Annotated in this window: 22 protein-coding genes; all 22 read left to right on the top strand. The window is 53.8% G+C overall.

Going from position 1 to position 24,074, the window contains the following annotated elements:
• Positions 1-2 precede the first annotated feature (2 nt).
• Positions 3-1,499 (top strand): sensor histidine kinase, encoded by a 1,497-nt coding sequence (locus tag EJQ19_RS03540; protein ID WP_126139817.1) that lies wholly within the window; start codon positions 3-5, stop codon positions 1,497-1,499.
• Complete coding sequence (locus EJQ19_RS03535; protein ID WP_126139816.1) at positions 1,496-2,185, top strand: response regulator transcription factor; 690 nt, start codon at positions 1,496-1,498, stop codon at positions 2,183-2,185. The genes EJQ19_RS03540 and EJQ19_RS03535 overlap by 4 nt, the downstream gene beginning before the upstream one ends.
• Positions 2,186-2,272: 87 nt before the next feature.
• Positions 2,273-2,959 (top strand): MgtC/SapB family protein, encoded by a 687-nt coding sequence (locus EJQ19_RS03530; protein WP_126139815.1) that lies wholly within the window; start codon positions 2,273-2,275, stop codon positions 2,957-2,959.
• Between the two features lie 226 nt (positions 2,960-3,185).
• On the top strand, positions 3,186-5,405 hold the full coding sequence (locus tag EJQ19_RS03525; RefSeq protein ID WP_126139814.1) for a glycosyl hydrolase family 95 catalytic domain-containing protein: 2,220 nt from the start codon (positions 3,186-3,188) through the stop codon (positions 5,403-5,405).
• A gap of 184 nt (positions 5,406-5,589) precedes the next feature.
• Complete coding sequence (locus tag EJQ19_RS03520) at positions 5,590-5,922, top strand: response regulator (protein ID WP_126139813.1); 333 nt, start codon at positions 5,590-5,592, stop codon at positions 5,920-5,922.
• Positions 5,855-6,595: an AraC family transcriptional regulator gene (locus tag EJQ19_RS03515; RefSeq protein ID WP_164716292.1), complete on the top strand. Its 741-nt coding sequence runs from the start codon at positions 5,855-5,857 to the stop codon at positions 6,593-6,595. The genes EJQ19_RS03520 and EJQ19_RS03515 overlap by 68 nt, the downstream gene beginning before the upstream one ends.
• Complete coding sequence (locus EJQ19_RS03510; RefSeq protein WP_126139811.1) at positions 6,595-8,400, top strand: sensor histidine kinase; 1,806 nt, start codon at positions 6,595-6,597, stop codon at positions 8,398-8,400. Before EJQ19_RS03515 ends, EJQ19_RS03510 begins: the two co-directional genes overlap by 1 nt.
• 96 nt (positions 8,401-8,496) lie before the next feature.
• Positions 8,497-9,474: an ABC transporter permease gene (locus EJQ19_RS03505; RefSeq protein WP_241242719.1), complete on the top strand. Its 978-nt coding sequence runs from the start codon at positions 8,497-8,499 to the stop codon at positions 9,472-9,474.
• Between the two features lie 15 nt (positions 9,475-9,489).
• Complete coding sequence (locus tag EJQ19_RS03500; RefSeq protein ID WP_126139810.1) at positions 9,490-10,383, top strand: carbohydrate ABC transporter permease; 894 nt, start codon at positions 9,490-9,492, stop codon at positions 10,381-10,383.
• 16 nt (positions 10,384-10,399) lie between these two features.
• On the top strand, positions 10,400-12,052 hold the full coding sequence (locus EJQ19_RS03495; protein WP_126139809.1) for an ABC transporter substrate-binding protein: 1,653 nt from the start codon (positions 10,400-10,402) through the stop codon (positions 12,050-12,052).
• A 48-nt stretch (positions 12,053-12,100) separates the two neighbouring features.
• Positions 12,101-13,507 carry a sulfatase family protein gene (locus EJQ19_RS03490; protein WP_241242718.1) on the top strand — a complete coding sequence of 469 codons (1,407 nt, stop codon included), beginning with the start codon at positions 12,101-12,103 and terminating at the stop codon, positions 13,505-13,507.
• Between the two features lie 197 nt (positions 13,508-13,704).
• The gene (locus tag EJQ19_RS03485) at positions 13,705-14,718 is read left to right on the top strand and encodes an SGNH/GDSL hydrolase family protein (protein WP_126139808.1); all 1,014 of its coding nucleotides are present in this window, start codon (positions 13,705-13,707) and stop codon (positions 14,716-14,718) included.
• A complete protein-coding gene (locus EJQ19_RS03480; protein ID WP_126139807.1) occupies positions 14,703-15,539 on the top strand; it encodes a GNAT family N-acetyltransferase in 837 nt (278 codons plus the stop codon). Before EJQ19_RS03485 ends, EJQ19_RS03480 begins: the two co-directional genes overlap by 16 nt.
• Positions 15,540-15,763: 224 nt before the next feature.
• On the top strand, positions 15,764-17,044 hold the full coding sequence (locus EJQ19_RS03475; protein ID WP_126139806.1) for an ArsB/NhaD family transporter: 1,281 nt from the start codon (positions 15,764-15,766) through the stop codon (positions 17,042-17,044).
• A 257-nt stretch (positions 17,045-17,301) separates the two neighbouring features.
• Complete coding sequence (locus EJQ19_RS03470) at positions 17,302-17,883, top strand: TetR/AcrR family transcriptional regulator (RefSeq protein ID WP_164716291.1); 582 nt, start codon at positions 17,302-17,304, stop codon at positions 17,881-17,883.
• Between the two features lie 12 nt (positions 17,884-17,895).
• A complete protein-coding gene (locus EJQ19_RS03465) occupies positions 17,896-18,549 on the top strand; it encodes a DUF2306 domain-containing protein (protein WP_126139804.1) in 654 nt (217 codons plus the stop codon).
• A 1-nt stretch (position 18,550) separates the two neighbouring features.
• Positions 18,551-19,159 carry a VC0807 family protein gene (locus EJQ19_RS03460; RefSeq protein WP_126139803.1) on the top strand — a complete coding sequence of 203 codons (609 nt, stop codon included), beginning with the start codon at positions 18,551-18,553 and terminating at the stop codon, positions 19,157-19,159.
• Positions 19,096-19,668: a GNAT family N-acetyltransferase gene (locus EJQ19_RS03455; RefSeq protein ID WP_241242717.1), complete on the top strand. Its 573-nt coding sequence runs from the start codon at positions 19,096-19,098 to the stop codon at positions 19,666-19,668. Before EJQ19_RS03460 ends, EJQ19_RS03455 begins: the two co-directional genes overlap by 64 nt.
• A 141-nt stretch (positions 19,669-19,809) precedes the next feature.
• Positions 19,810-20,757: a TrmB family transcriptional regulator gene (locus tag EJQ19_RS03450; protein WP_126139802.1), complete on the top strand. Its 948-nt coding sequence runs from the start codon at positions 19,810-19,812 to the stop codon at positions 20,755-20,757.
• On the top strand, positions 20,754-21,401 hold the full coding sequence (locus EJQ19_RS03445) for an HD domain-containing protein (RefSeq protein WP_126139801.1): 648 nt from the start codon (positions 20,754-20,756) through the stop codon (positions 21,399-21,401). Before EJQ19_RS03450 ends, EJQ19_RS03445 begins: the two co-directional genes overlap by 4 nt.
• A gap of 605 nt (positions 21,402-22,006) precedes the next feature.
• Positions 22,007-22,681: a uracil-DNA glycosylase gene (locus EJQ19_RS03440; protein WP_126139800.1), complete on the top strand. Its 675-nt coding sequence runs from the start codon at positions 22,007-22,009 to the stop codon at positions 22,679-22,681.
• 78 nt (positions 22,682-22,759) lie between these two features.
• Positions 22,760-24,013 carry a DUF445 domain-containing protein gene (locus EJQ19_RS03435; protein ID WP_126139799.1) on the top strand — a complete coding sequence of 418 codons (1,254 nt, stop codon included), beginning with the start codon at positions 22,760-22,762 and terminating at the stop codon, positions 24,011-24,013.
• Positions 24,014-24,074: the final 61 nt, after the last annotated feature.

Genomic DNA, 24,074 nt, shown 5'->3' with positions numbered 1-24,074 from the left:
TCATGTCGATTCGATTACGGCTAGTCCTGTCTTATATCGCCATGCTGCTCGTGCCGCTTGTGCTGTTCGGGCTAGCCTTGATTTTGTTCGGCATTGCGGCGTTCGGCAGTTTGAAGTCTGCGTTTGACGTCGATTTCTCCCATGGGAACCCGGTCAAGCGCGTCATCGAGCAGGAAGCGGAAGATGTCGCTTATCTGAAAACGAAGATCGACGGCAATCCCGATGCGCTGCTGCAGCCGGATTTGCTGAAAGAACTGGAAGATCGTTTTCACAAAATCAACATGGGACTGATCGTCCGAAAGGATCAAACCGTTACGTATGTTTCTCCGTACTTGAAGACGAGCGATTCCGGCCAAGGGCTGCGACTGCCCCGCTACGGAACGACCGAGGTCAGCTCGAAACCCGGACATTTGGGCTGGGGGGAAGGTTCCCTCTGGATTACCCGCCAGCAGGACTTTTTATTTTCCGATCAGAGTCAAGGGTCTGTTTTCATTTACTTGAACGGCAGCTCTTTTCAAAAGTATTTGCACGCGTTCTCCCGATCCGTTGTTTGGACGTTCCTGATTATACTCGTGGGGACGAACGGGGTGCTCACGTACTTCGTCTCCAGGAGTATCATCCGGCCATTGCGGGCATTAAGGCGCGCTGCGGAGGAGATCAAGGAAGGCAATCTCAATTTCGAAATCGTGCCGCACGCCCACGATGAGCTTGGCGATCTGAGCAAAGCGTTTGAAGCGATGCGTCGCAAGCTGAAGGAATCCGTGGAGCTGCAGCTGCAATATGAGGAGAACCGCAAGGAGCTCCTGTCCAACATTTCACATGACCTGAAAACGCCGGTGACTGCGATCAAAGGCTATGCGCACGGCATCATGGACGGCGTGACGAATTCCCCCGACAAACTGGATAAATACATCCGGACCATCTACAACAAAGCAGTCGATATGGATCGGATGATCGATGAGCTGTTCCTCTTCTCCAAGCTCGATCTCGGCAAAGTGCCGTTTCAATTCGAGACGGTCGATCTTGTCAGCTATGTGCGGGATTGCGCGGAGGACGTTCAGACGGATATGGAGAAAAAAGGGGCCGTGTTCCGCATCGCGGAACTGCCTGATCCACCGCTCCCCGTCACGCTGGATCGGGATAAATTTCGGCGCGTGCTGCTGAACATCATCGAGAACGCGGTTAAATACAGCGATCCGGATCGCTGCGACGTCACCATGCGCCTATTCGCGCATGAGGGGCACGCCGTCCTCCAGATCGCGGACCGGGGGCAAGGCATTTCGGCGGAGGCGCTGCCGCATATTTTCAACCGCTTCTACCGAGCGGACCCTTCCCGCAATACCGCGACTGGCGGCAGCGGATTAGGGCTCGCCATCGCAAAGCAGATCGTCGAGGAGCACGGCGGCTCCATTAGCGCGAGCAGCGAGATCGGGCAGGGCACGACGATTACGATCATGCTGAAGCAGAGCGCGCAGACGCAGGAAGGGAGTGGCGTATGAGTCATATTTTAATCATTGAGGATGAACTGAGCATTGCCGAGCTGGAGCGGGACTACCTGGAGCTGAGCGGCTACAGTGTGGAGATTGCCGGCAGCGGCGACGAGGGGCTGGAGCGGGCGCTCACAACCTCGGTGGATCTCGTGATTCTGGACCTGATGCTGCCGAAGGTGGACGGCTTTGAAATATGCCGCCGCCTCCGCAGCGAGAAGGATATTCCGATTATTATGGTGTCGGCGAAAAAGGAAGACATCGACAAAATCCGCGGCCTCGGCCTCGGTGCCGACGACTATATGATCAAGCCGTTCAGCCCCAGCGAGCTGGTGGCGCGGGTCAAAGCGCATCTGGCGCGCTATGAGCGGCTGATGGGGCGGCGCGAGGCCCAAAACGATGAGGTGCGCATTCGCGGCCTGCTGATCGACAAAACGGCTCGGCGCGTATTCGTGAACGAGCGGGAGGCTATTTTTACGACCAAAGAATTCGATCTGCTGACGCATTTGGCGATGAATCCGAATCGGGTGTACAGCAAGGAGCAGCTGTTCGACCTGCTGTGGGGGATGGATGCGCTTGGCGAAATCGCAACCGTGACGGTACATATTCGCAAGCTGCGCGAGAAGATCGAGCAGGATCCGTCGAATCCGCAATATATTGAGACCGTCTGGGGCGCAGGATACCGGTTCAAAATTTGATTATTGCTTTTCATAATTTAACGCTTTCTTTTTTCTCTCCGAATGTTAAGATATTGTAAACGCGACTATCTAGGAGAGACAGCAGCAATGGAACTTATTGTAGATACAGAAATATTGTTGAAACTCGGCATATCGGCGGTTTTCGGACTCATCATCGGGCTTGAACGGGAAGTTCGGAACAAGCCGCTCGGGCTAAAGACATCGCTGGTGATCTGCTTGAGCGCTTGCCTGCTCACAATCGTTTCGATCGAGTCGGCGAATAAATTTGCCGTCGCAGGGCTGCATGTGATGGACCCGATGCGGCTTGCCGCCCAAGTGGTCAGCGGCATCGGCTTTCTCGGCGCCGGGGCGATCATCCGCAAGCATAACGATGTCATCGTCGGGCTGACGACCGCCGCAATGATTTGGGGCGCTGCCGGACTCGGGATCGCCGTGGGTGCAGGCTTTATCGTGGAAGCTTTTTTCGGGCTGGTGCTCATTCTGGTGAGCGTCGTGGTTTTGCCGTTTTTTATCAAGAAAATGGGACCGCGTCCGCTGCTGATGAAGGATTTGCGTGTAAGGCTCATTGTGTCGCATGATGCGAACATGACCGAGGTGATCAAGGCGATCATCGCGCGGGGCTACCGGATGCAGAGCGTTCACATCAAGGAGCTGAATCAGCAGCACCAGGAGCTCAACTTCATCATCTATGTGGATCGGAAGTACGCCTCCGAGGTGTATGACGAGCTGAAAGCGATGACTTATATTGAAATTGCGGAAGTGGAGACGCTATAGCAGCAGAATGAAGGGGGAACGCCGGGGTGGCGTTCTTTTTTTTGTAATCGCTGCACAAAAAAAATCATATCACCACAAATAAACACAATGATAAGCCGCCTGCACGCTTGTATATTTAGATTGGGCGCGGTGCGGCTAGGCCAAGCGGCTTAGCTCGCTTTGCACAGACGGGGATTAGGCTAGGAGCCTCCGTCTCTGGGCAGGAAATTAGGAACGAGGTGTAATTATGTTGGTGAAGACAACCGTGGATTGGCCTTCCTTTATGGCGAGACATGATCTGACGTGGTCAGTTAAGCCGATTTCATGGGACGAAGGGGCATTTATCGGCAACGGCGTGATCGGGGCCATGATATATAGCGAGGAGCATCGCGATAAACGGCACGTGCTGCGATTTGTGCTCGGACGCACGGATGTCACGGCGCAGAAACCCGGCGGCGGATTTCCGCCTCGCGTGCCGGTGGGGGAGCTGCATCTGGAGTTGACGGGGTGGTATTATCAACCGTCTTCCATTCGAATTGATTTGTGGAACGCAGAGATGCGAGCGGAGATTACGACAACGGTCGGCACGGTGAACGTCCGCGCTTTCGTTCACAGCGAGGAAGCGGTGCTGGCCGTGGAGCTGGAAACCAGCGAGAGCGAGAAGGACGCACGCATGACCTGGTACGCGTTCAGCGAAGTGGACCCGGTGCTCAAGAACGCTGATGGCATCAACCTGAACCAATATATTCCGAAGGCGGAAGTTGTCCGGCAGACGGCGGCGGATGAATTAACAGTTGGCGTGCAAAAGTTCGACTACGAGGGAGGTTGTACGACGGCATGGACGGAATCACAAGCTCCGAGCTCCCCTTATCTGCGCCGGCTGTGGCTCTCGATCGAGAACGGCTTCGATGAGCAGGTCCAGCGCAAAGTGGAAGCGAATGTTCGCGAAGCTGCCAAACAGCCATGGGAGACCTGGGTGGAAGCGCACAGGAGTTGGTGGCACCAGTACTACCGTCAAAGCTTTGTGTCCATCCCGGACACGATGCTGGAAGGCTTCTATTGGATCCAGATGTACAAACTGGCTTCCGCAACCCGCAGCGACGGGATGATCATGGACAATCAAGGGCCGTGGCTCACAACGACGCCATGGGCAGGCGTCTGGTTCAACATGAACGTGCAAATGAGCTATTCGCCCGTCTATACCTCAGGCCGTCTGGAGATCGGCGAATCGCTTGTTCGTGCCTTTCGCGACAATATGGAACAATTAATCCGCAATGTGCCGGAGAAGTACCGTGAAGATTCGGCTGGGCTGGGGCGCAGCATGAGCTACGACTTGGCCGGTGAGGTCGGGACCGAAGTCGGCAACCTGACGTGGGTGTGTCATAACTTATGGCGGCAGTACCGCCACACGATGGAAAATGCCCTGCTGGAGAAGCTGCTGTTCCCGCTGCTGAAGCGAAGCGTGCAGTATTACTTGCACCTGCTGGAGCGAGGCGATGACGGCAGATTACATTTGCCGCCGATGATCTCGCCCGAGTACGGGTCATTTCTGCAGCTAACCGTGCCGGATACGCATTATGACTTGGCCCTGCTGCGCTGGGGCTGCCAAACGCTGCTGCGGATGTGCGACATCCTGGGCATTCAGGATGCTTCGCAATCCCGCTGGGAAGAGACTCTGGAGCAATTAACGCCGCTGCCTGTCGATGAGACCGGCTTTATGATCGGCGCAGGCCAGCCGCTGGAATTCGGCCATCGCCATTTCAGCCATTTGATGGCGGTCTTCCCGCTGCACTTGCTCAGCGGGGATTCGCCGGAAGAACGGGAGCTCATCCTGCGTTCGCTGCGCCACTGGTTTTTACGCGAGGGAGACTTGCGCGGGTTCACGTTTACCGGCGCCGCATCCATCGCCGCAGCGGTGGGCGAAGGCGACGAAGCGCTGAAGTACCTGAGAGCGCTGATGCATCTGATCAAACCGAACACGATGTACAAAGAGGCGGGACCGGTCATCGAGTCTCCGCTCGCCGGGGCGGAAGCGATCCACGATATGCTGCTCCAAAGCTGGGGAGAAGAGATCCGGGTCTTCCCGGCTGTTCCTTCCGAATGGAAGGAAGCAGTGTTTCATCATTTGCGGGCCGAGGGGGCATTCGAGGTCAGTGCGGTGCGTTCCGAAGGAACTACGGCATGGATCAGGGTCAAAAGCTTGGCCGGACAGCCATGCCGCATAAAAACAGACATGCGGGGAGTTATTCGGATGTCTGCAAGTGCGGCGGTGCAGCTCCGTGCTCTGGGCGGCGGGGTATACGAGCTTGAGCTGCCGCAAGGCGAAGAAGCGGTGCTGTACAGCGCGGACCATCCTGCTGCCGCCGGGCGCGCATGGGCGATCGAGCCGGTGCCGGCACAGAGCCATTTGTGCGGATATTTTGGCGGACGCAAGCCTTGGCGCTTGTATGGACTACCGATTCAATAATTTTCCAATAGACACCTGGACAGACCGATCGGCAGATTGCTGAGCGGTCTGTCTTCATTTTGCAGGCCAAGTTGAATTATTGATGGCCGGGCATTTTCGATTTTGAGGATGCGGTTCCGGTTTTGATGGGTAGGCAGCCTTAGAGGGGCGGCACATAATAAAGAGGAGGAGAGGGGGCAGGCACATGGCCAGAATAGTGATTGTTGACGATGAACCGATCATCGGGATCGGGCTCAAAACGTTAATTGGCGAATATGGACGGTTCAGCGAGATTCAGACGTTTTCAGACGGCATGTCAGCGCTCGCCAACATGATGGCACACCCTCCTGATGTGGTGTTGACGGATATCCGGATGCCCCGCATGGACGGTCTGGAGCTATGCCGCAACATACAGCAGCTGAAGCTTTTTACCAAAGTCGCTGTGCTTTCGGGCTACGGGGATTTTACCTATGCGCAAAAATGTATGTTATTTGTTGAAGCCCGTTACCGAGATCGAGCTCTTTCCGGTGCTGGATAAATTGCTCGCCGTGCAGGAAGCGGTGCTGGTATCGTTTTCCCATTTTGAACAATGGGTGGATCGTCTGGAGGAAGCGGTCTGGATGATGGATAAGGCGCGGGCCGATGAACTGATTGAAGCGGAAAAGCGGCAATTGTGCCTGGTTGAAACGGACATCCAGCAGTACCAGCGCATTCATGACGCCGTCCGGCTGCTGCTCAAGAAGCTGAACGCCAGGGGCGCATACAGGTTTGAAACGAACCTGCTCGACGAGGAGAATACGCTTCACGCGATGACCTACGAATGGTTCCAGACCGAAATCGGTACGTGGATACAGCGGCTGAGCGAGTACAGAAATCACGAGAGAATCAACGTGCTGGGGGCGGCGCTCCAATACATCGACGAGCATCTGTTTGAGGAAGAGCTTTCCCTGGACAGAGTGGCGGAGAAGCTGGGGGTAACGCCGACGTACTTCAGCCATTATTTTAAGAAAAATACGAACGAGACCTTTGTGCAGTATCGCATGCGCAAACGAATCGATAAAGCGAAGCAGCTGCTTGCCGTACCGCACTACAAAGTCATCGACATTGTGGCCGAGGTCGGTTACGAAAGCTATCCCCACTTCTCCCGGGTGTTCAAAAAAGCAACGGGCCATTCCCCCACCGAATATCGCGGGCTGCTGGGGATCAAGTAATGAATCACAGTCTGATTCGTAAAGTTTACATTTACTTTGTCATCCTGATCACGCTGGCTCTGGTGACGGTGGGGGTCACCGGCTACTGGCGGTCGTCCAACGCATTGGAGGACCAGTATGAAGGACTCTTGACGCAAATCGTAGATAATGTCCTGCATGAAACGGATTTATTTTTGAAAAGCTACGAGCGGGCGACGCTTTCGATTATGATCTCGCCGGTCGTCAAAGAGGCCTTGGACCTGCCTCCCAATTCGACGTCTGACTTTTATACGTCTGAAATGGCGATGAAGGGCGTATTTCAGCCCGTTCTCATCAACAATCCTGAAATCTCTATGACGTACATCGTCGGATACAACGGGTTTCAGGCCACGGATTTCAATGTCCACGTCGTTCCGTTCAATTACCAAGGGTTCCAGGAATATGTCGAGCAGTTGAAAGAAGACGAGGATATCAGCGGAAAGCTGAAAATTCAGGATTCGGGCTTTCTGGACGGTCACCTCACCCTGATACGCAAATTGGCGGATCGCGCTTCATCCAAATCCTTTAAAGGCATTATGGGCTTCGAGCTGAAAATCGGGGAGCTGACGACGCTCTGGAAGGGCATCAAGCTCGGGGAATCCGGTTATTTTTTCATCGTCAACGATCGCGGGAAAATCTTATACCATCCCGACTCGAGCCGTATCGGCAAACAGCTGGACGGCATGCATTTTGACACCGTTGAAGCCAAGACCGACCAGGTTTTTGAGCTGCCAGGCGAGCCGGGGCGGGTGTTCTTCAGCCGCAAGTCCGACTATTCCGGCTGGACGCTCGTCGCCAGCATGTCGGTCGCGGAACAGAGCAAACCGATTTCAGACTTGCGGCAAACAACGCTCATCGTCGGCCTCCTCACGTTGATTGCCGCTTTGTATCTGGCGTATCGGTTCGGCCAATCGATCGTCCGGCCTGTTCGACTGTTGGAAAGCGGGATGCGCAAGACGGCCAAAGGGCAGTGGACGCGTGTGCCGGTTTCCGGAAGCCGCGATGAGATGGATCAGCTGATTATCAGCTACAATACGATGGTTACGCGGCTGGAGGAGCTTGTCGAACGGGTCTATGAGACCGAACTCCGCAATCAGGACAATCTTATGAAACGGCAGCTGGCCGAGTTCCAAGCGCTGCAGCTGCAGATTAATCCGCACTTTTTGTACAACACACTGGAGATTATTATTTGCTATGCCGTGATCCAGAAATCAAGCGAAATCAAAGATATCGTTCGTTCGCTGTCCTATATGCTGCGCTACTCCGTCCGCACCGATTTGGAGGAAATTACAGTCGCCAACGAGCTGAAACATGTGCTCTATTTTATGTCGATTATGAAATACCGCAACCAGCGCGAATTTGAAATCGATGTTCGCATCAACACGGATTATTTGCTGGACAGCATGGTTCGGTTGACGCTGCAGCCCCTGGTCGAAAATGTGTTCAAACATGCGTTTCCTGACGGCATTGAAGATTCGCACACGATCAGGATTGACGCCTGGAGGGATGAGACGGATTTCTATGTCACGGTCGAAGATAATGGCTGCGGCATTGAACAGGAAGCTCTTCTGCAATTAAACGAACGGCTTAGGACCAGTCAGGAGGAGCGGCTGGAGGATGCACAAGCCATGTACGAAGGCAGCATCGGGCTGCTCAATGTGCACAACCGAATTCAGATGGTGTTCGGACAGCAGTACGGGCTTTCCGTTCAAAGCGAGTGGGGGGCGGGCACGAAAGTAACAATCCGCATGCCGGCTTCGCCCACAAAAAAAGTCATACCGCTATAAAACAGCACAATGCCGGAACCTCCCCTCTTTTGTATCCTAAAGACAGTAAGCGATTACATTAACCACGTCACGGTTATCGAAATGGGGGAGGGGTTTATGGAAGCTACGGCTAGCAAGAGCAGCGTCATACCTGCCGTTGTCGGTAAAAGAATGGGAAGCTATCTATTCCGACTAAGGAATAACGCAATCAGCCACTGGCAGCTCTACCTGTTTATGCTGCTGCCGCTTATTTACTTGATCATTTTCAAATACGTGCCGATGTACGGGGCGCTCATTGCCTTCAAAAATTATATTCCGACCAAAGGGGTCTGGGGCAGCGATTGGGTAGGACTCAAGCATTTTGACCGGTTTTTCCATTCGTATGAGTTCGTTCGGGTCATGAAGAATACCGTGCTGCTCAGTTTGTACAGCCTGTTTGCAGGGTTTCCGTTCCCGATCATCCTTGCTCTTTCTCTGAACTATGTGAATGCGCGCTTTTTTAAGAAGACCGTGCAAATGGTCACGTACGCGCCGCATTTTATTTCCGTCGTCGTGATGGTCGGCATCATCCTGCAAATGTTGGATCCGCGTGTTGGCCTGGTGCAAACGATTATGAAGTTTATCGGGCTTCCCTCCGTTAATTTCATGGGCATTCCCGCGTGGTTCTCGCACGTGTTTGTCTGGTCTGGGATATGGCAAAATGTTGGGTTTTCTTGCATCATCTACTTGGCTGCGCTTGCGGCGGTCGATCCCTCGCTGCATGAAGCGGCGGTGATGGACGGAGCCAATAAGGTGCGCCGCATGTGGCACGTCGATTTGCCGGGGATTATGCCGGTGGCCGTCATTTTGCTGATCATGAACACCGGTCATGTGCTGGACATTGGCTTTGAAAAAGTATTGCTCATGCAGAATCCGCTCAATCTGAGCTCATCTGAGGTGATCGATACATTTGTGTACAAAGTCGGTCTGGCTTCGACAGCGATCAACTATTCCTATTCGTCGGCCATTGGATTGTTTAAATCGGTCATCAACTTGGTCCTGTTGGTGCTGGTCAATCGAATCGCCAGAAAATTGGGACAAACGAGTCTGTGGTAAGAAGGAGGCGTCTCCATGACGGGAAGCATAAAAGAAAGTGCGGATGACAGACTGTTTACGATTTTGAACTACATCATCCTGTCCGTATTCACGATTACGATTCTCTATCCTCTCATCTATATTGTCAGCGCTTCCTTCAGCTCTTCCACAGCGGTCGTTTCCGGCAAAGTCTGGTTATATCCGGTTGATCCGACGCTGGCGGGCTATGAAGCGGTCTTTAAGCATCGTTTAATAATGTCGAGCTTTTTGAATTCGGTCTTCTATACCGTGGTAGGCACGACGATTAATGTGCTGTTTACGCTGATTGCGGCGTATCCGCTGGCAAGAAAGGATTTTATGCCCCGCAATGCGCTGATGGCCTTGTTCGTCTTCACCATGATGTTCTCCGGCGGGCTGATTCCGTCCTACCTGGTTGTGAAAGAGCTGGGTATGATCGACACTAGGTGGTCTTTGATTATTCCGGGGGCGCTTGCCGTGATGAATATGATCATTGCCCGCACGTACTTTCAAACGACGATTCCCGACGAATTGCTCGAAGCCGCCCAGTTGGATGGCTGCAGCGATTTCACGTTCGTGCGCAAAATCGTGATTCCGTTGTCAGGGCCGATCATCGCAGTTATCGCCTTGTTTTATGCCGTCGGCCATTGGAACCAGTATTTTAACGCGCTGCTCTATTTAAAACATCAGGAGCTGTACCCGATTCAACTGGTATTACGGGATATTTTGGTGCAAAACGAGGTTGATGCGTCAATGATTTCCGACGTTGCCGATCAGGCGGCGAGAGACGGCTTGCGGGAGCTCTTGAAGTTTTCTCTGATCGTCGTATCCACGCTGCCGGTGCTCATCATATATCCCTTTTTACAAAGGCATTTTGTCAAAGGCATGATGATTGGCTCACTAAAAGGCTAAAGGGGAGGTTTTTACGATGAAAAAGGCTTTAACAGTTGCCGTGGCTCTGACAACATCTCTAGCCCTGCTAAGCGCGTGTTCCGAAAGCGGGTCCCAGGAATCGTCACCATCGGCACAAGGAACGCAAGCCATCAGCGACGATCAAGTCACGCCAGCAGGCGAATTCCCGATCACCAAAGAAAAGACGACGCTCAGGGTGATGGTTAAAGGCTCCAGCATCGTTGAGAATTTTGCCACGAACGAGTTTACGAAATGGCTGGAAGAAAAGACGAACATCCATATTGATTGGGAGGTCGCGCCAGAGAAAACATTTGCCGAGAAGCTGAACGTTTCGCTCGCCAGTGGCGATTATCCGGATGTCCTGCTGAATATGAACGTATCCCAGGTTCAGCAATCCATTTACGGGAAAGACGGCGTATTCCTTCCGCTCAATACGTATATTGACAAATACGGCGTGGAAATGAAAAAGATGTACGAGCAGGTTCCCTATGTCAAAGATTTGATTACGCTGCCTGACGGCAAAATTTACTCGGTGCCGCAAGTCAATGAATGCTACCACTGCTCGCTTGGTCAGAAAATGTGGATTTATAAACCATGGCTGGATAAGCTCGGCTTAAAAGTGCCGGAAACGACGGACGAGTTTTATCAAGTACTCAAAGCGTTTAAAGAGAAGGACCCGAATGGGAACGGCAAGGCGGATGAAATCCCGCTGGTCGGCGCGACCAATGGCCCTTCCTCGACGCTCGATCTCTTTCTGACCAGCGCATTTATCGAGAAGGATTTCAATCTGAAATTTGTGAAGGATGGCAAGGTGCAAGTTGCCTACAATCAGCCGGAGTGGAAAGATGCCTTAAAGTATCTGCATAACATGTTTGCGGAAGGGTTGATTTCTCCACAGACGTTTACGCAGGATCGCAACCAGTTGAAACAAATGGGCATGAACCCGGAGATCCCGATCGTCGGAGCGGTTGCTTCGCAGAACCAAACGGTCTTTGTCGATGCCGATAACGAGAGATTCAAAGATTTTGTTGCCGTACCGCCGCTCAAGGGGCCGACAGGCATACGTTCGACGGCGTACAATCCGTACGCGGTATCTTCTGGTCAGTATGTGATCACCAATAAGACGAAAAATCCCGCCGCCGCCTTCCGTTTGGCTGACTTGCTGCTGTCGGAAGAAGCGACGCTGCGCAGCACGCAAGGCCGTCCCGGTCAAGAATGGGTGCGTCCGGAGCAGGGCGAGCTGGGCGTAAACGGCAAGCAAGCGACATGGAAACCGATCGCGACATTCGGCAAGCTGCAAAACATCCACTGGGCGCAAGCGGGTCCGTCCCTGCGCACCAACGACCTGCGCTTAAGCGTGGCGGCAGATCCGAAAAACTCGCTAGAACTCGTGTTGTACAATGAAACTAAAAAGTATGAGCCATACAAAACCGACCCAAGCAAAATTGTGCCGCCGCTGTTCTTCACCAACGAACAGGCGGAAGAGCTGTCATCGCTGGAGAAGACGATTACGGACTACAGAAGCGAATTTTTCGCGAAGACGGTGACGGGATCGCTGGACGTCGATAAGGAATGGAACAATTACTTAAGTACGCTGGATAAAATGAACATCAAACGCTACCTAGAAATCTATCAGCAAGCCTATGACCAGTTTAAATCGAAAAAGTAGCTGCAAGCCGAATGTAATAACTCCAGTTTCACCATAGTGAGGTATACGATGAAAGAACAGAACATCAAGGAATTTTCAGCGAAGAAGCCGAATGTCGTATTTATTATCACCGACGATCATCGTGGGGAAGCCATTGGTGCGTTCGGCCGGGAAGCTGTGCAGACGCCGGTGCTGGATGCGTTGGCAGCCGGAGGGACCGCTTGCCGCAACACGCATATCATCGGCGGTCTGACCGGGGCGTTGTGCGCACCAAGCCGGGCGTGCGTGCAAACGGGCATCCCGATTTTCCGGGCGACGGTCGGCAAGGACATGGTCACCCGGGAAAATTTGAACGTCATTCGCCCAGATGTCCGGATCATGCCGCAAGCGATGCAGGAGGCGGGCTACCGTACACATGCCGTCGGCAAATGGCATAACGACAAGGCAAGCTTTACCCGAGGCTTCCAAGGAGGGGATAAGCTGCTGTTTGGCGGCATGAGCGATCATACGCAGGTTCCTGTGTACGATTATGATCCGACCGGTGCGTATCCGAAGGAGCAGGAGTATGTGGAACATACGTTCTCGACGGAGCTGTTTACGAATGCCGCTATCAACTTTATCGCGGGTTATGGGCAGGATGAGCCGTTTTTCCTGTATGTGGCGTATACGGCGCCGCACGATCCGCGCACCGCGCCGGAGCCGTATGCCAGCATGTACGACCGGGCTAGCCTGCCGCTGCCGCCGAACTTTGCGCCTGAGCATGCTTTCGATAACGGCGAACTGATGATTCGGGACGAGAAGCTTGCAGGATGGCCGAGAGAAGAGAGCGAGATTCGCATACATATGGGCGATTATTATGCAATGATCAGTCATATGGACGCGCAGATTGGCAGAATCGTCGAGGTATTGAAAGCGAAAGGCATCTATGATGATACGTTGATCGTCTACACCGCAGATCACGGATTGGCGGTCGGGCAGCACGGATTGATGGGCAAACAGAACCTCTACGAGCACAGTGTGCACATTCCGCTCATTTTCCACGGACCGGGCGTGCCGAAGGGCAAGCAGGAGGAGGCGCTCGCGAGCAATATCGATATTTTCCCGACCGTTGCCGGGCTCTGCGCCGTCGACCTGCCGGAGGAAACGGAAGGCAGAAGTCTTTGCCCTCTTTTTGCAGGGGAAAGAGAAGGAGCTCGTCGTATTGTAGGCTCCGCTTATCGGGATATTCAGCGGATGGTCACGGATGGCCGGTGGAAGCTGATTCGTTACTATCGCTCGCCGATAACGAATGCAGGAACCGAACGGATCCAATTGTTCGATTTGCTGAACGATCCGTGGGAAACGCACGATTTGTCGGCAGATCCGGCACATGCCGGAGACATCGAGCGGCTTGCCACCGAATTAGCTGCATGGATGCAAGCAACCGGAGATATGTTGCAGGAGCAGCCGGTACTTCCCGTTGCGCCAAGGGTTTGAAGCAAGAGCTTTATCGCATAAAAAGCCGCATCATAGCGGCTTTTTTCACGTGTTGGCGTATATCCTCGAAGCGGCACTATGCCAGCTTTAAACGCACCGTTATGGTGAGGACCGCGAGCTGTTTATTTTTGGATGATCGGAACGTATAATTGAGGTCACGAGGGGCCTCTATACTTAAATGGAAAGGTGAAGAGAACATGCATACGATTGAATTCAATGAAGCATGGTTTCGGGGGGCCGTCTCCATCGAAAAGACGGATGCCGGACTCCGGCCATGGCGATTGCCGCATGAGCAGCTCGGGCTCTATGCGGATAAGCTGGTGGAGCGGGCAGGGCAACCGGCGGGCGTCCGGGTCGCTTTTCTAAGCGATGCTGTTCTCGTAGAACTGCACGTTGCTGCAGCGGAAGAAGACGTGCAGTTTGACCTTGTCATCGAAGACGTATTCGTCGAAACACGGACGCTCCCGGCCGGGGAAGACGTGTGTTTATTTACCAATTTGCCTGAGCGCATGAAGCCAATTGAAATCTATTTGTCGCAAAAAGCGGCGGTCATCGTGAAGGCGCTGAAAGTAAGTGACGGAGCATCGGCCGCTCCCTTGACCCATACGCAGCCCCGGTGGATTACGTACGGCAGCTCCATTACGCAAAGCACCGACGCCGAGAGCCCGGCACATACGTGGCCGGCTATCGTCGCGCGAAGTAAACGCTGGGATCTGTGCTGTCTGGGCTTCGCTGGTCAATGCCACATCGAACCGATGATCGCCCGCGTCATCCGGGATCTTCCCGCCGACATCATTTCCCTGTGCCTGGGGATTAATGTGATGGGGGGCAATACGTTAAATATCCGGATGTTTCGCTCAGCCGTCATCGGCATGGTCGCGATCATTCGGGAAAAACATCCGCATACCCCTATTTTTCTATTTTCGCCTATCTATTGCCCACACCGGGAAACAGACGAGAATGCAGTCGGGATGAACCTGGTGACGATGAGAGAAGAAATTCAGGAAGCGGTGAAGGGGCTGACGGCTTGCGGGGATGCCCATCTTACTTACGTTGACGGCTTGGAGATTTTTGGGGAAGCTTATGTGGACTACTTGCCAGACCGTTTGCATCCTAATGCTGAAGGGAATACAATCATGGCTAACCATATTATGGGGAAATTGACGCTATTGACTGGACAGGGAGTGGGAGACGAATGTGGTTGCCAGTGATGAATGAAGAATTGGCCAAGCGTATTGTGCAGTCAGAAACCGATTATTTTACCTCAAGAATCAGCTCCATTGGTGAACGAAACGGCAATCCGGAAGGTGTGGAAATAAGGAAGCATGGGAGTACGACAGCTTTCTATATCAGAACGATGCCCTGGGGGCTGTTCAATTCCGTTAAAGGCTTCTCCGAGGAAGACGCAGACAGCTTGGAAGAGGTAATTCGCTTTTACCGGGACCGCAACAGAACGTTTCAGCTGGATATCAATCCTGTCAGCATCAGCCCGAAATTACTGGAGCAGCTAGCTGTGCATGGGCTGTACCAAACCGGCTTTCATTCTGTTCTTTACGGCCGCCCCAGCAGCGAGCTTCCCGAACTTCCTGCGAGTATACGAATACGTCCAATTGAAAGTGAAGCCGATTTTGACATGTATGCCGCTATTCATTGTGTGGGCGCAGGCATGGAGATTGCCCATAAGCATCATTTCATCAATAACAATATCGGCCTGCTCGGCCGCCCGGGATGGAAGCTGTATCTGGCTTTCTGGCAGAATGAGCCCGCTGCGGTAGCCGTCATGTATACCAGTGGCAAGATTGCATCACTCACGTTAGCCGCAACGGTGCCTGCCTATAGACGCAAAGGTCTGCAAACCGCACTTCTGCAATGGCGCATGCACGAGGCTTATAAGGCGAACTGTGAGCTCGTGGTCGCTCAAGCAAGCTTTGGCAGCTCCAGCCAGCATAATATGCAGCGAGTTGGCATGCAGCTTGCGTGGACCCGATCGGTATGGGCACCGCACAAAGAACAAGGGACGCGAGAAGCTTGACAGAAACCGACGGTCCATTGTAAATTGGTATCACATTGCATATTCGTCATATGTCATTCATATCCTAAACTAAACTAAATTAAATAGTTGCTGCACAATGGAGGAGCCTGTCACCAAGGGCTCCTTTTGGTCTTTTTTGCCATGACGAGCCCTTGATGGGGCTTTTTTTTGTGCGCAAATGGGGATATTAGGAATGCACTGAACGAAGAGACAGGAGGAATGAAATGGAACAGCAAGCCATTATAGCAATTGGAATTTTTCTTGTAACCTATGGCATGATCATTGCCGAAAAAATTCATCGTACGATTGTCGCCATGCTCGGCGGCGTGCTGATGGTGGCTTTGGGCATCGTTAGTCAGGAAAGCGCGCTGCACCACATTGATTTTAATACGTTGGGACTGCTTGTTGGCATGATGATTATGGTCAGCATTACGGCAGAGACAGGACTCTTTCAGTATATCGCTCTGATCGCTGCAAAAAAGGCGAAAGGTGACCCCGTGCGTATTCTGGTTTCACTCGCCCTCATCACTGCAGTCGGGTCAGCTTTTCTGGACAATGTCACAACGGTGCTGCTGATGGTTCCCGTTACGTTCAGCATTACCAAGCAGTTGCGGGTGAACCCCGTACCTTTTTTCATTACACAGATTATGGCGTCCAACGTTGGCGGCACGGCAACCTTGATCGGAGACCCGCCGAATATCATGATCGGCAGCGCGGTCAAAGAACTCACCTTCATGGCCTTTATTAATAATCTGGCTCCTATTGTCATCATCATTATGGCCTGCATGATCCCCATGTTCGTCTTCCTATTTCGCAAACAAATTCAGACCACGCCTGAACGGAAGATGACCATCATGCAGATCAACGAGAAAGAAGCGATAACGGATCGTCCGCTGCTCATTAAGAGCGTATCCATGCTTGGGCTTACGATTGTTGGCTTCTTCCTGCATCAAATGCTTCATTTGGAGTCCGCCACGGTTGCCTTGGCAGGCGCTTTTCTGCTGTTGCTGCTCACAGGGGAGCATGCGATGGAAAATGCTTTTACGAAGGTGGAATGGACAACGATCTTCTTCTTTGTGGGACTGTTCGTGCTAGTCTCCGGACTTGTAGAGACCGGGGTTATTTCCAAGCTCGCGGCACAAGCCATTGAGCTGACCGGAGGCAATCTCGTTGCAACGTCGATGCTGGTTTTATGGCTTAGTGCAATTGCTTCCGCCTTCCTGGACAATATCCCTTTTGTCGCGACGATGATTCCCATGATTCAAGAAATGGGCAATATGGGGGTAGACAATCTGGAGCCTCTGTGGTGGAGTCTCGCTTTAGGGGCGTGCCTTGGCGGCAACGGCACCCTTATTGGCGCAAGCGCCAACTTAATCGTTGCAGGCTTGTCGGGCAAGGAAGGGCATCCGATTAAGTTTGTAACCTTCATGAAATATGGTTTTCCGCTCATGCTGTTCTCTGTCGTAGTAGCGAGCATTTACGTTTACCTTCGTTATTTGATCTAAATCTATGAATCACGCGCGCCCTGTCATCGAATGAATCGTTATCGAGACCGGGCGTTGTTCTTTCTCAAACAGCTGAAGCGCGTAACACTTTTCAAAATGGGTGAGGAAAATTTCACCAACCCCCTTTACAGACCGACGGTCGGTATAGTAAGATGAGTTCATAACAGACCGACGGTCGGTCGCAAACGAGTAGACGCAGAAACGCTGCAGGATAACAATCCTTAACCCAAGCAGCCATGAAGAAAGGAAGAACTCACATGACAGGAGCAAGCGGAAGTTTTCAACTTATTTTAGACACGGCAGAGGCATTAATCCAAGAAAAAGGCTGCAGGCAGACGACGCTGCAGGATATCATTCAGCGCACGGGACTTTCCAAAGGTGCCATTTACCACTACGTCACCGGCAAGGATGAGCTGCTGGGCCTCGTGCTGAAAGCTCGTATCGAGCTGATCAACTCACGTTTCACCGAGGTGGTCAACAGCCCGCAGACATCGGGGCTGAACGGCCCGCTGCAGCTCATTGCCGAAGGCATGCTGCGCTCGACCAATCCGCATGATGTGACCAGCAAAATTTTCATTTACCTGCTAAGCCAGATGGATAATGAGAAGGTCGCGCGGATCGTGCGGGAGGTTTTCGATTTTACGCTCATGACCTGCCGCAAGTGGATTGAGGTCGGACAGCAGCACAGCGCGATTCCGAAAACGGTGGATGCCGCTAAAGTTGCCGAGTTCCTGGCGACGTATCTCTACGGGATGCGGGTGCAGAGGACGATTTATCCAGATCAAAGCGGGCTTACGGCGCAGGATTTGGTTGCGATGATGACCCGCTCATTAGGGTGAGGAGGCGAGTGTATGCCGAGTAAAAAGATCATTGTACCCACGCTCTACGCGCTGGCCTACTTACTGACGATCTACATCGTCGTTCAGTATTTCGTGTTCAGCCCCAGTCAGGCCGGCATGGTTTCCGCCAAGCTGACTAGCGGTACATCCTTCCCATACTTCGTATGGAAGCTGTTCTTTTACCCGCACATCATCCTCGGCATCGTCGCGCTGCTCATCGGGGCGTATCAGCTCACAGAGCGCAGCCGCCGCAACCCGAAGCGGCATCGCATGCTGGGGCGGGTGTACGGAGTCGCCATCCTCGTGAATGTGTTGGTCGTGCCGTACATCGCGCTGTATGCAACGGGCGGGACACCATCGACGATCGCGTTCCTGGTGCTGGATATGTTCTGGCTCGCTACAACGGCGGCCGGCATATATGCGATTATGCAGCGGCAGGTGCTCCGGCATCGCGTGTGGATGCTGCGCAGCTATGCGATCACCTTCGTGTTCGTGACATTTCGAATCGTGCTAGGCATTGTCCAGCTGTCTCTGGATGCCGACCGCAGCTTTACATTTCCACTGGCCGTTTATCTCTCGATTGCCCTGAATTTGATGTTTACCGAACTGTATGTGCGTCATAACCATAAGAAAAAAACAAGATTGCCTATCGAAGGAGCTGTATAACATGTCAAAACGAAACTATGTGATTTTTACCTTGTTGGTGAACGGAATCGTGCCGTGGCTGCTTTACGTCCTGCTGAACGACCACATGAGCTCGATTGCGGCGCTATCCATCGCGACGCTCGTCCCGCTGGCGGATAATGTGGTGCACTTGGCTAAGCACCGGAAACTGGATGCCTTCGGCTCACTTATGCTGTTCACATTCCTCCTGACCATCGCGCTCGTGCTGATGGGCGGCAGCGAGAAGGTGCTGCTCGTTCGTGAGTCGATTATTACCGCCGGGGTCGGCCTGGTGTTCTTGATTTCGCTGTTGTTCCGCCGCCCGATCATGTTCTACCTGGCGATGCGCTTCATCAATAATCCGAGCTTTGCCGACAACTGGTCGTTTGCGTATTTCCGTTTTGTCATGCGACTGATGACACTAGTGTGGGGCATTATGCTGACGCTGGAGGCGGTCGTGCGGGTCATTATGGTGGCTGAGCTTTCGGTGAGCACGTATCTGGCATTATCGAACTTCGTATTGTATGGCTTTATAGGGGTGACTGTGCTGTGGACGGTCGTGTACCGCAGGCATTCTGCAGCAAAGCTGACGGCAATCAAGAAGACGGTGTAGAGAGGGCTGACAGCATGGAGATTATGCCACTTACAACGAAGGATGTCAAAAGCTTGCTGGCGCTCTACCGCCGGGTCACTGCGGATTTAAAGCGGAACGGTGTGAAGCAATGGGACTTTTTGTATCCCAATTGGTTTGTCGTTCGCGGGGATTTGAAACGGGGAACAGCTTACGGGCTCCGCGACGGAAAGCATATGATCGGCGCTGTCGTGGTCGATGACCGGCAGAGCGCCAGCTACGGCGAACTGCCATGGACGCTGGACGGCGCACGCTGCATTCATCGGCTGGCCGTCGATCCGGCCTGGCAGGGCAAAGGACTCGGCAAAAAGCTGTTGCAATTTGCCGAGGAACAGGCCCGCGCGTCAGGCGGAGGCTGCATCCGGCTCGACGTGTACAGCGGCAACCCGGGGGCGGCACAGCTGTATGAACGGGCCGGCTACAAGCAAGTCGGCGCCATTCGGTTTCCGATGCGGAGCGAGCCTTACTTCGCCTACGAAAAAGCGCTCTAGCTTAGGGTTAGGCGCCCAGCTCAGCCAGCTTCTCCTCCAACGTATCGAAGAAGCGTTGAGAAATCCTGCCGTGCCTCGCCGGAAATCATGGTACAATGAGAACACGGAAGGATAATGGCTTGAAGAAGGGAGAGCTTCGCCATGGAGGAACTTTTGCTGCATTTGAAAAATTTGGGATTTACCGATCTGGAGGCCAAATGTCTGCAGGTACTTGCGATTAGTGGGACGCATACCGGTTATGAAATTGCGAAGCAGCTTGGCGTCTCGCGATCGAATGTGTACGCTGCCCTTCAGAAGCTGGCGGAGAAAGGGGCCGTGCTCACCAGCCACGGCGAGCCGACAGTTTACCAGAGCGTGCCGATCGAAGACATCGGCGCAAGGCTCGAGGCGAGTCTGCAAGCCTCGCTGCAGTACGTCAAGGCGCATTTGCCGCAGCAGGAGACGCATAGGTCGGAGTTTTTCAGCTTGGACGGCGACACCAAGGTCGTCGAGCGCATTCGCGCAGAGCTGCGTAAGGCCAAGGAAGAGGTGCTCTGCGACCTCTGGCCGGAGGAGGCGAAGCTGCTGAAGGAAGACCTGCGGCAGGCGCAGGCCCTCGGCGTCCGCGTGGTTGTCGTGAACAGCCGCGAGGCGGGAACCGGCAGCTTCCATCCGTTCGGCAAGAAGCGGGAAGAGTCGGCGGCGCCGCGTGCGGCGGCACGGAAATTTACGCTGCTGCTCGATCGTACGCAAGCGATTGTTGGTACGCGCGGCGGGGAGGAGCCGACCGTTGCCATGCTAACTGAGCACACCGCGATGATCGAACTGCTTTTTCACCATGTGTGTTCCTGCGCGGTACTCCAGGAGCTGCAGCAGGATATGGGGGCGAAGCAGGAGGAGAAATACGGCAAGCAGTTCAAAAAACTGATCCAAAAGCACATCGACGGCAAGATCAGCGAGCCGAAGGCGGATGACAAATTGAAAGCGTCGGTGCTGATTCCGGTTGAGGTGAACGGCGATTCGCTGCCCGCGAATGAGCCGGCGCCGGAGGGCAAGTCGAAAGGGACTGACGATAAATCGACATCAGGAAAGAGGAAAAAGAAGAAATGACGCAAGAACATATTCTCCGCGCCGCAGAGGCGCTCGTTAAGGAAAAGCTGGCGCGCGATAGCAGCGGACACGATTGGTGGCACATCTATCGCGTCGTGCAGACGGCGAAAGCCATCGCCGCCCGGGAGGGCGCCGATGGCTTCGTCTGCGAGCTGGCGGCACTGCTTCACGACGTCGCCGACGAGAAGCTGAACGCGGATCCCGCCGCGGCGCAGCGGGAGCTCGAGGATTGGCTCGCCGCCAGCGGCACGCCGGCGGCGCAAGTCGGCCATGTGCTCGAGATCATCGGCACCATGTCCTATAAAGGCGGCGCGCGTCCGCCCATGCGCACGCTGGAAGGCCGGGTCGTGCAGGATGCCGACCGGCTGGATGCCATTGGCGCGGTGGGCATCGCGCGCGTCTTCGCTTACTCGGGCTGGAAAGGTCGCCCGATTCACGATCCGTCCGTCCTGGTGCGCGAGCACATGACGGAGGCGGAATATCGCGATGGCAAGGACACCGCGATCAATCATTTTTACGAGAAGCTCCTCAAGCTGAAGGAGCTGATGAACACGCCGTACGCGAAGCAACTGGCAGAGGAGCGGCACCGCTTCATGGAGACGTACCTCCAGCAGTTTTACGCGGAGTGGGAGGGCGAGCGGTAAGCGCCGCAACCATAATGACAGAGAGCAAAGCCTACAAATAAGGTTGCTGCATAGGCAGCATTTCAAAAGGATCGTAGTGGGCAAACGCTGGGGGATTGCTGTTTATTGGACAACAGATCGGTAACGGAAACGAAGTAATGGTTGCCACAGCGGCTATTGTCCCAAATAGCGGGCGATAAGGATTTTAACGGTCGCCATAGCGCTTATTTCGATGAAATCGGGTGAATGGGGCAATTTCATGCAAATAGCCTCCGTGGCAACCGTTACCGCCCCAAATGAACGATTTTAGGCCAAATAGCCGCCGTGACGACCGTTAGCGCCAGCAACGTGTTGACGTCGGCTACCACCACATCACATCATCGAGCCCCGTCTGCGCACGCATTCCCTCTATCGCTCCAGTCCAATCTAGCTACTCCACACCCCTTCCCAGCATTCATCAGCCTCCGCACCGCCCCCCACAGCGCTACGAGCAATCCGGCTCCTGCTTTGCAGCAACCTGACCCTCTCCCGCCACCCATCAGATTCTCCCTTTACGTGATGCAAGTCGATCGGATATGGTATAATTTTGTCGAATGCTACTTTTGAGCGGGAGGATCGGGCTTGAAATGGCGATTTTGAATAACGATTGGGCCAACGAATTGGAACCGGAATTTGCAAAACCGTACTACTTGCAGCTCCGCAAGTTTCTTGCCGACGAATATCGGACGAGGACGATTTATCCGGATAAATACGATATTTTTAATGCCTTGCATTATACGCCGCTAGCGGAGACCAAAGTGGTCATTCTGGGGCAGGACCCTTATCATGGGCCGGGGCAGGCTCACGGACTAAGCTTTTCAGTAAAAGAGGGAGTCGCCACGCCGCCATCCTTGCAAAACATGTTTGAAGAACTGCGCAATGACCTCGGCTGCTACATCCCCGATAACGGACATTTGCTGAAGTGGGCGCAGCAAGGTGTCCTGCTGCTGAACACGGTGCTTACCGTCAGAGCGCATCAAGCCAACTCACATAGGGAGAGAGGCTGGGAAGCGTTCACGGACCGCGTCATCGAGATCATCAACAGCAAGAACGAGCCTGTCGTGTTTCTGCTGTGGGGCAGCCACGCCCAGAAGAAAGCGCAGCTTATCACGAATCGGCGCCATCTGCTGATAAAATCGCCGCATCCGAGCCCGTTGTCGGCGCATCGCGGCTTTTTCGGGAGCCGTCCGTTCTCAAGGGCCAATCAATTTCTGCGTTCCATAGGGCTGCCAGAAATCGACTGGCAGATTCCGAATGTGTAACCCTCGGGCGTTTGCCGCGTTCCGTTCATTTTTATGTTAAAATAAAATCACTATCTCACGCAGAAAGAGTTGTACACAATGAAAAAAGAAGCAAGATACTTAGCCACGGCGTCCCTTGGCGTGATGGGGGCAGGCTTCCTCGCAACGCTGCCGACAGCGGTGTCGTCGACGGTATGGGGCGCCTTCCTGCAAGGCGGCTTCGAAGCCGGGGTCGTCGGGGGGCTCGCCGACTGGTTTGCAGTGACGGCGTTGTTCCGCCATCCGCTCGGCATCCCGATTCCGCATACAGCGCTGCTGCCTAAGAATCGGGAGAAAATCACGAACGCACTCGTCTCCACCGTGCAAAACGAATTGCTCTCCAAAGCGACGATCAAGGCTCGCCTGGAGCAGATTCGCTTCCTTGAGCGGGGGCTCGAGCTGGCGGACACACAGCTGGACCAGCCTGCTGTGCATAACGGCATTACAACGATCGCCCGCCATATTTTGCAGGCCATTGATATGGACAAGCTGGCTCCGCTCATCGCCGGAGAGCTCAACCAAGCTCTCCAGGATGTCGATACAGCCAAGCTTATTCGAACACTGGTAGATGCGGTGACAGAGAACGGCTACGACGGTAAAACCTTCGACTTCGTCCTCGACAAAGTCGCCGCTTGGGTGATCAAAGCGGATACGCGCGATCAGCTCGGGGCAATGGCGCTCAAAGCTTTTGAAGGATTGCAGTCCAACGGCTTTATGGCGTTTGCGGTCAACGCGTTTATCGGGATGGTCAACGAGGAGAAAATCGGCGGGATCATCCAAAACTTCCTGCTCACGTACATCGATCAGATGCGCACCGCTCGCCATCCGCGCCGTGAGGCGGTCTTGCAGTTTATCCGCAAAGAACTGGATAGACTGGCATACAACCCGCATCTGCTCAAAGAACTGGAAAGCCTGAAAACCAAGCTGCCCGAGCTGATCGGCCTCGACGCCAAAGTGGCGCAGCTGCTTACCCGCATCAAAGAAAAAGCCGAAGCTTTCGTGGAGCAACCGGCGTTTGTTCCGCAGCATGTCGTGCCGCTCCTTCGGAAGCTGCTGTTCAACCTAACAGCGAACCCCGACATGATGGAGCGGGGAGAGCAGTGGATTCAAGACCAGATCGCTACGTATCTGGAGCAAAATCACAGCAAGATCGGCCAACTCGTCAAAGAAAATCTCGACAAGCTGGACAACGAGAAGCTGACGGTCCTCATGGAGGACAAAATCGGCAAAGACCTGCAATGGATCCGGGTGAACGGCGCCATCTGCGGATTCATGATCGGCCTTGTACTTGCAGGGTTGAAGCAGCTGCTATAGCGAAGCAAAGCATAAAACCACCAACGTAGTCCTGTTTAGGGGTACGTTGGTGGTTTTATGC

The sequence above is a fragment of the Paenibacillus whitsoniae genome (assembly GCF_003955665.1).
In the GTDB taxonomy this organism is placed as follows: domain Bacteria; phylum Bacillota; class Bacilli; order Paenibacillales; family NBRC-103111; genus Paenibacillus_E; species Paenibacillus_E whitsoniae.
The sequence above is the reverse complement of the archived record's forward strand: the minus strand, read 5'-3'. Positions and strand labels throughout refer to the sequence as shown.

What these genes read in the sequence shown, in the direction of transcription:
- EJQ19_RS03535 (WP_126139816.1), top strand. Translation starts at nt 1,496, where the DNA reads ATGAGTCATATTTTAATCATTGAGGATGAACTGAGCATTGCCGAGCTG.
- EJQ19_RS03520 (WP_126139813.1), top strand. Translation starts at nt 5,590, where the DNA reads ATGGCCAGAATAGTGATTGTTGACGATGAACCGATCATCGGGATCGGG.
- EJQ19_RS03500 (WP_126139810.1), top strand. Translation starts at nt 9,490, where the DNA reads ATGACGGGAAGCATAAAAGAAAGTGCGGATGACAGACTGTTTACGATT.
- EJQ19_RS03480 (WP_126139807.1), top strand. Translation starts at nt 14,703, where the DNA reads ATGTGGTTGCCAGTGATGAATGAAGAATTGGCCAAGCGTATTGTGCAG.
- EJQ19_RS03445 (WP_126139801.1), top strand. Translation starts at nt 20,754, where the DNA reads ATGACGCAAGAACATATTCTCCGCGCCGCAGAGGCGCTCGTTAAGGAA.
- EJQ19_RS03435 (WP_126139799.1), top strand. Translation starts at nt 22,760, where the DNA reads ATGAAAAAAGAAGCAAGATACTTAGCCACGGCGTCCCTTGGCGTGATG.
- EJQ19_RS03440 (WP_126139800.1), top strand. Translation starts at nt 22,007, where the DNA reads ATGGCGATTTTGAATAACGATTGGGCCAACGAATTGGAACCGGAATTT.
- EJQ19_RS03530 (WP_126139815.1), top strand. Translation starts at nt 2,273, where the DNA reads ATGGAACTTATTGTAGATACAGAAATATTGTTGAAACTCGGCATATCG.
- EJQ19_RS03485 (WP_126139808.1), top strand. Translation starts at nt 13,705, where the DNA reads ATGCATACGATTGAATTCAATGAAGCATGGTTTCGGGGGGCCGTCTCC.
- EJQ19_RS03490 (WP_241242718.1), top strand. Translation starts at nt 12,101, where the DNA reads ATGAAAGAACAGAACATCAAGGAATTTTCAGCGAAGAAGCCGAATGTC.
- EJQ19_RS03470 (WP_164716291.1), top strand. Translation starts at nt 17,302, where the DNA reads ATGACAGGAGCAAGCGGAAGTTTTCAACTTATTTTAGACACGGCAGAG.
- EJQ19_RS03525 (WP_126139814.1), top strand. Translation starts at nt 3,186, where the DNA reads ATGTTGGTGAAGACAACCGTGGATTGGCCTTCCTTTATGGCGAGACAT.
- EJQ19_RS03540 (WP_126139817.1), top strand. Translation starts at nt 3, where the DNA reads ATGTCGATTCGATTACGGCTAGTCCTGTCTTATATCGCCATGCTGCTC.
- EJQ19_RS03515 (WP_164716292.1), top strand. Translation starts at nt 5,855, where the DNA reads ATGCGCAAAAATGTATGTTATTTGTTGAAGCCCGTTACCGAGATCGAG.
- EJQ19_RS03510 (WP_126139811.1), top strand. Translation starts at nt 6,595, where the DNA reads ATGAATCACAGTCTGATTCGTAAAGTTTACATTTACTTTGTCATCCTG.
- EJQ19_RS03465 (WP_126139804.1), top strand. Translation starts at nt 17,896, where the DNA reads ATGCCGAGTAAAAAGATCATTGTACCCACGCTCTACGCGCTGGCCTAC.
- EJQ19_RS03495 (WP_126139809.1), top strand. Translation starts at nt 10,400, where the DNA reads ATGAAAAAGGCTTTAACAGTTGCCGTGGCTCTGACAACATCTCTAGCC.
- EJQ19_RS03450 (WP_126139802.1), top strand. Translation starts at nt 19,810, where the DNA reads ATGGAGGAACTTTTGCTGCATTTGAAAAATTTGGGATTTACCGATCTG.
- EJQ19_RS03460 (WP_126139803.1), top strand. Translation starts at nt 18,551, where the DNA reads ATGTCAAAACGAAACTATGTGATTTTTACCTTGTTGGTGAACGGAATC.
- EJQ19_RS03505 (WP_241242719.1), top strand. Translation starts at nt 8,497, where the DNA reads ATGGAAGCTACGGCTAGCAAGAGCAGCGTCATACCTGCCGTTGTCGGT.
- EJQ19_RS03475 (WP_126139806.1), top strand. Translation starts at nt 15,764, where the DNA reads ATGGAACAGCAAGCCATTATAGCAATTGGAATTTTTCTTGTAACCTAT.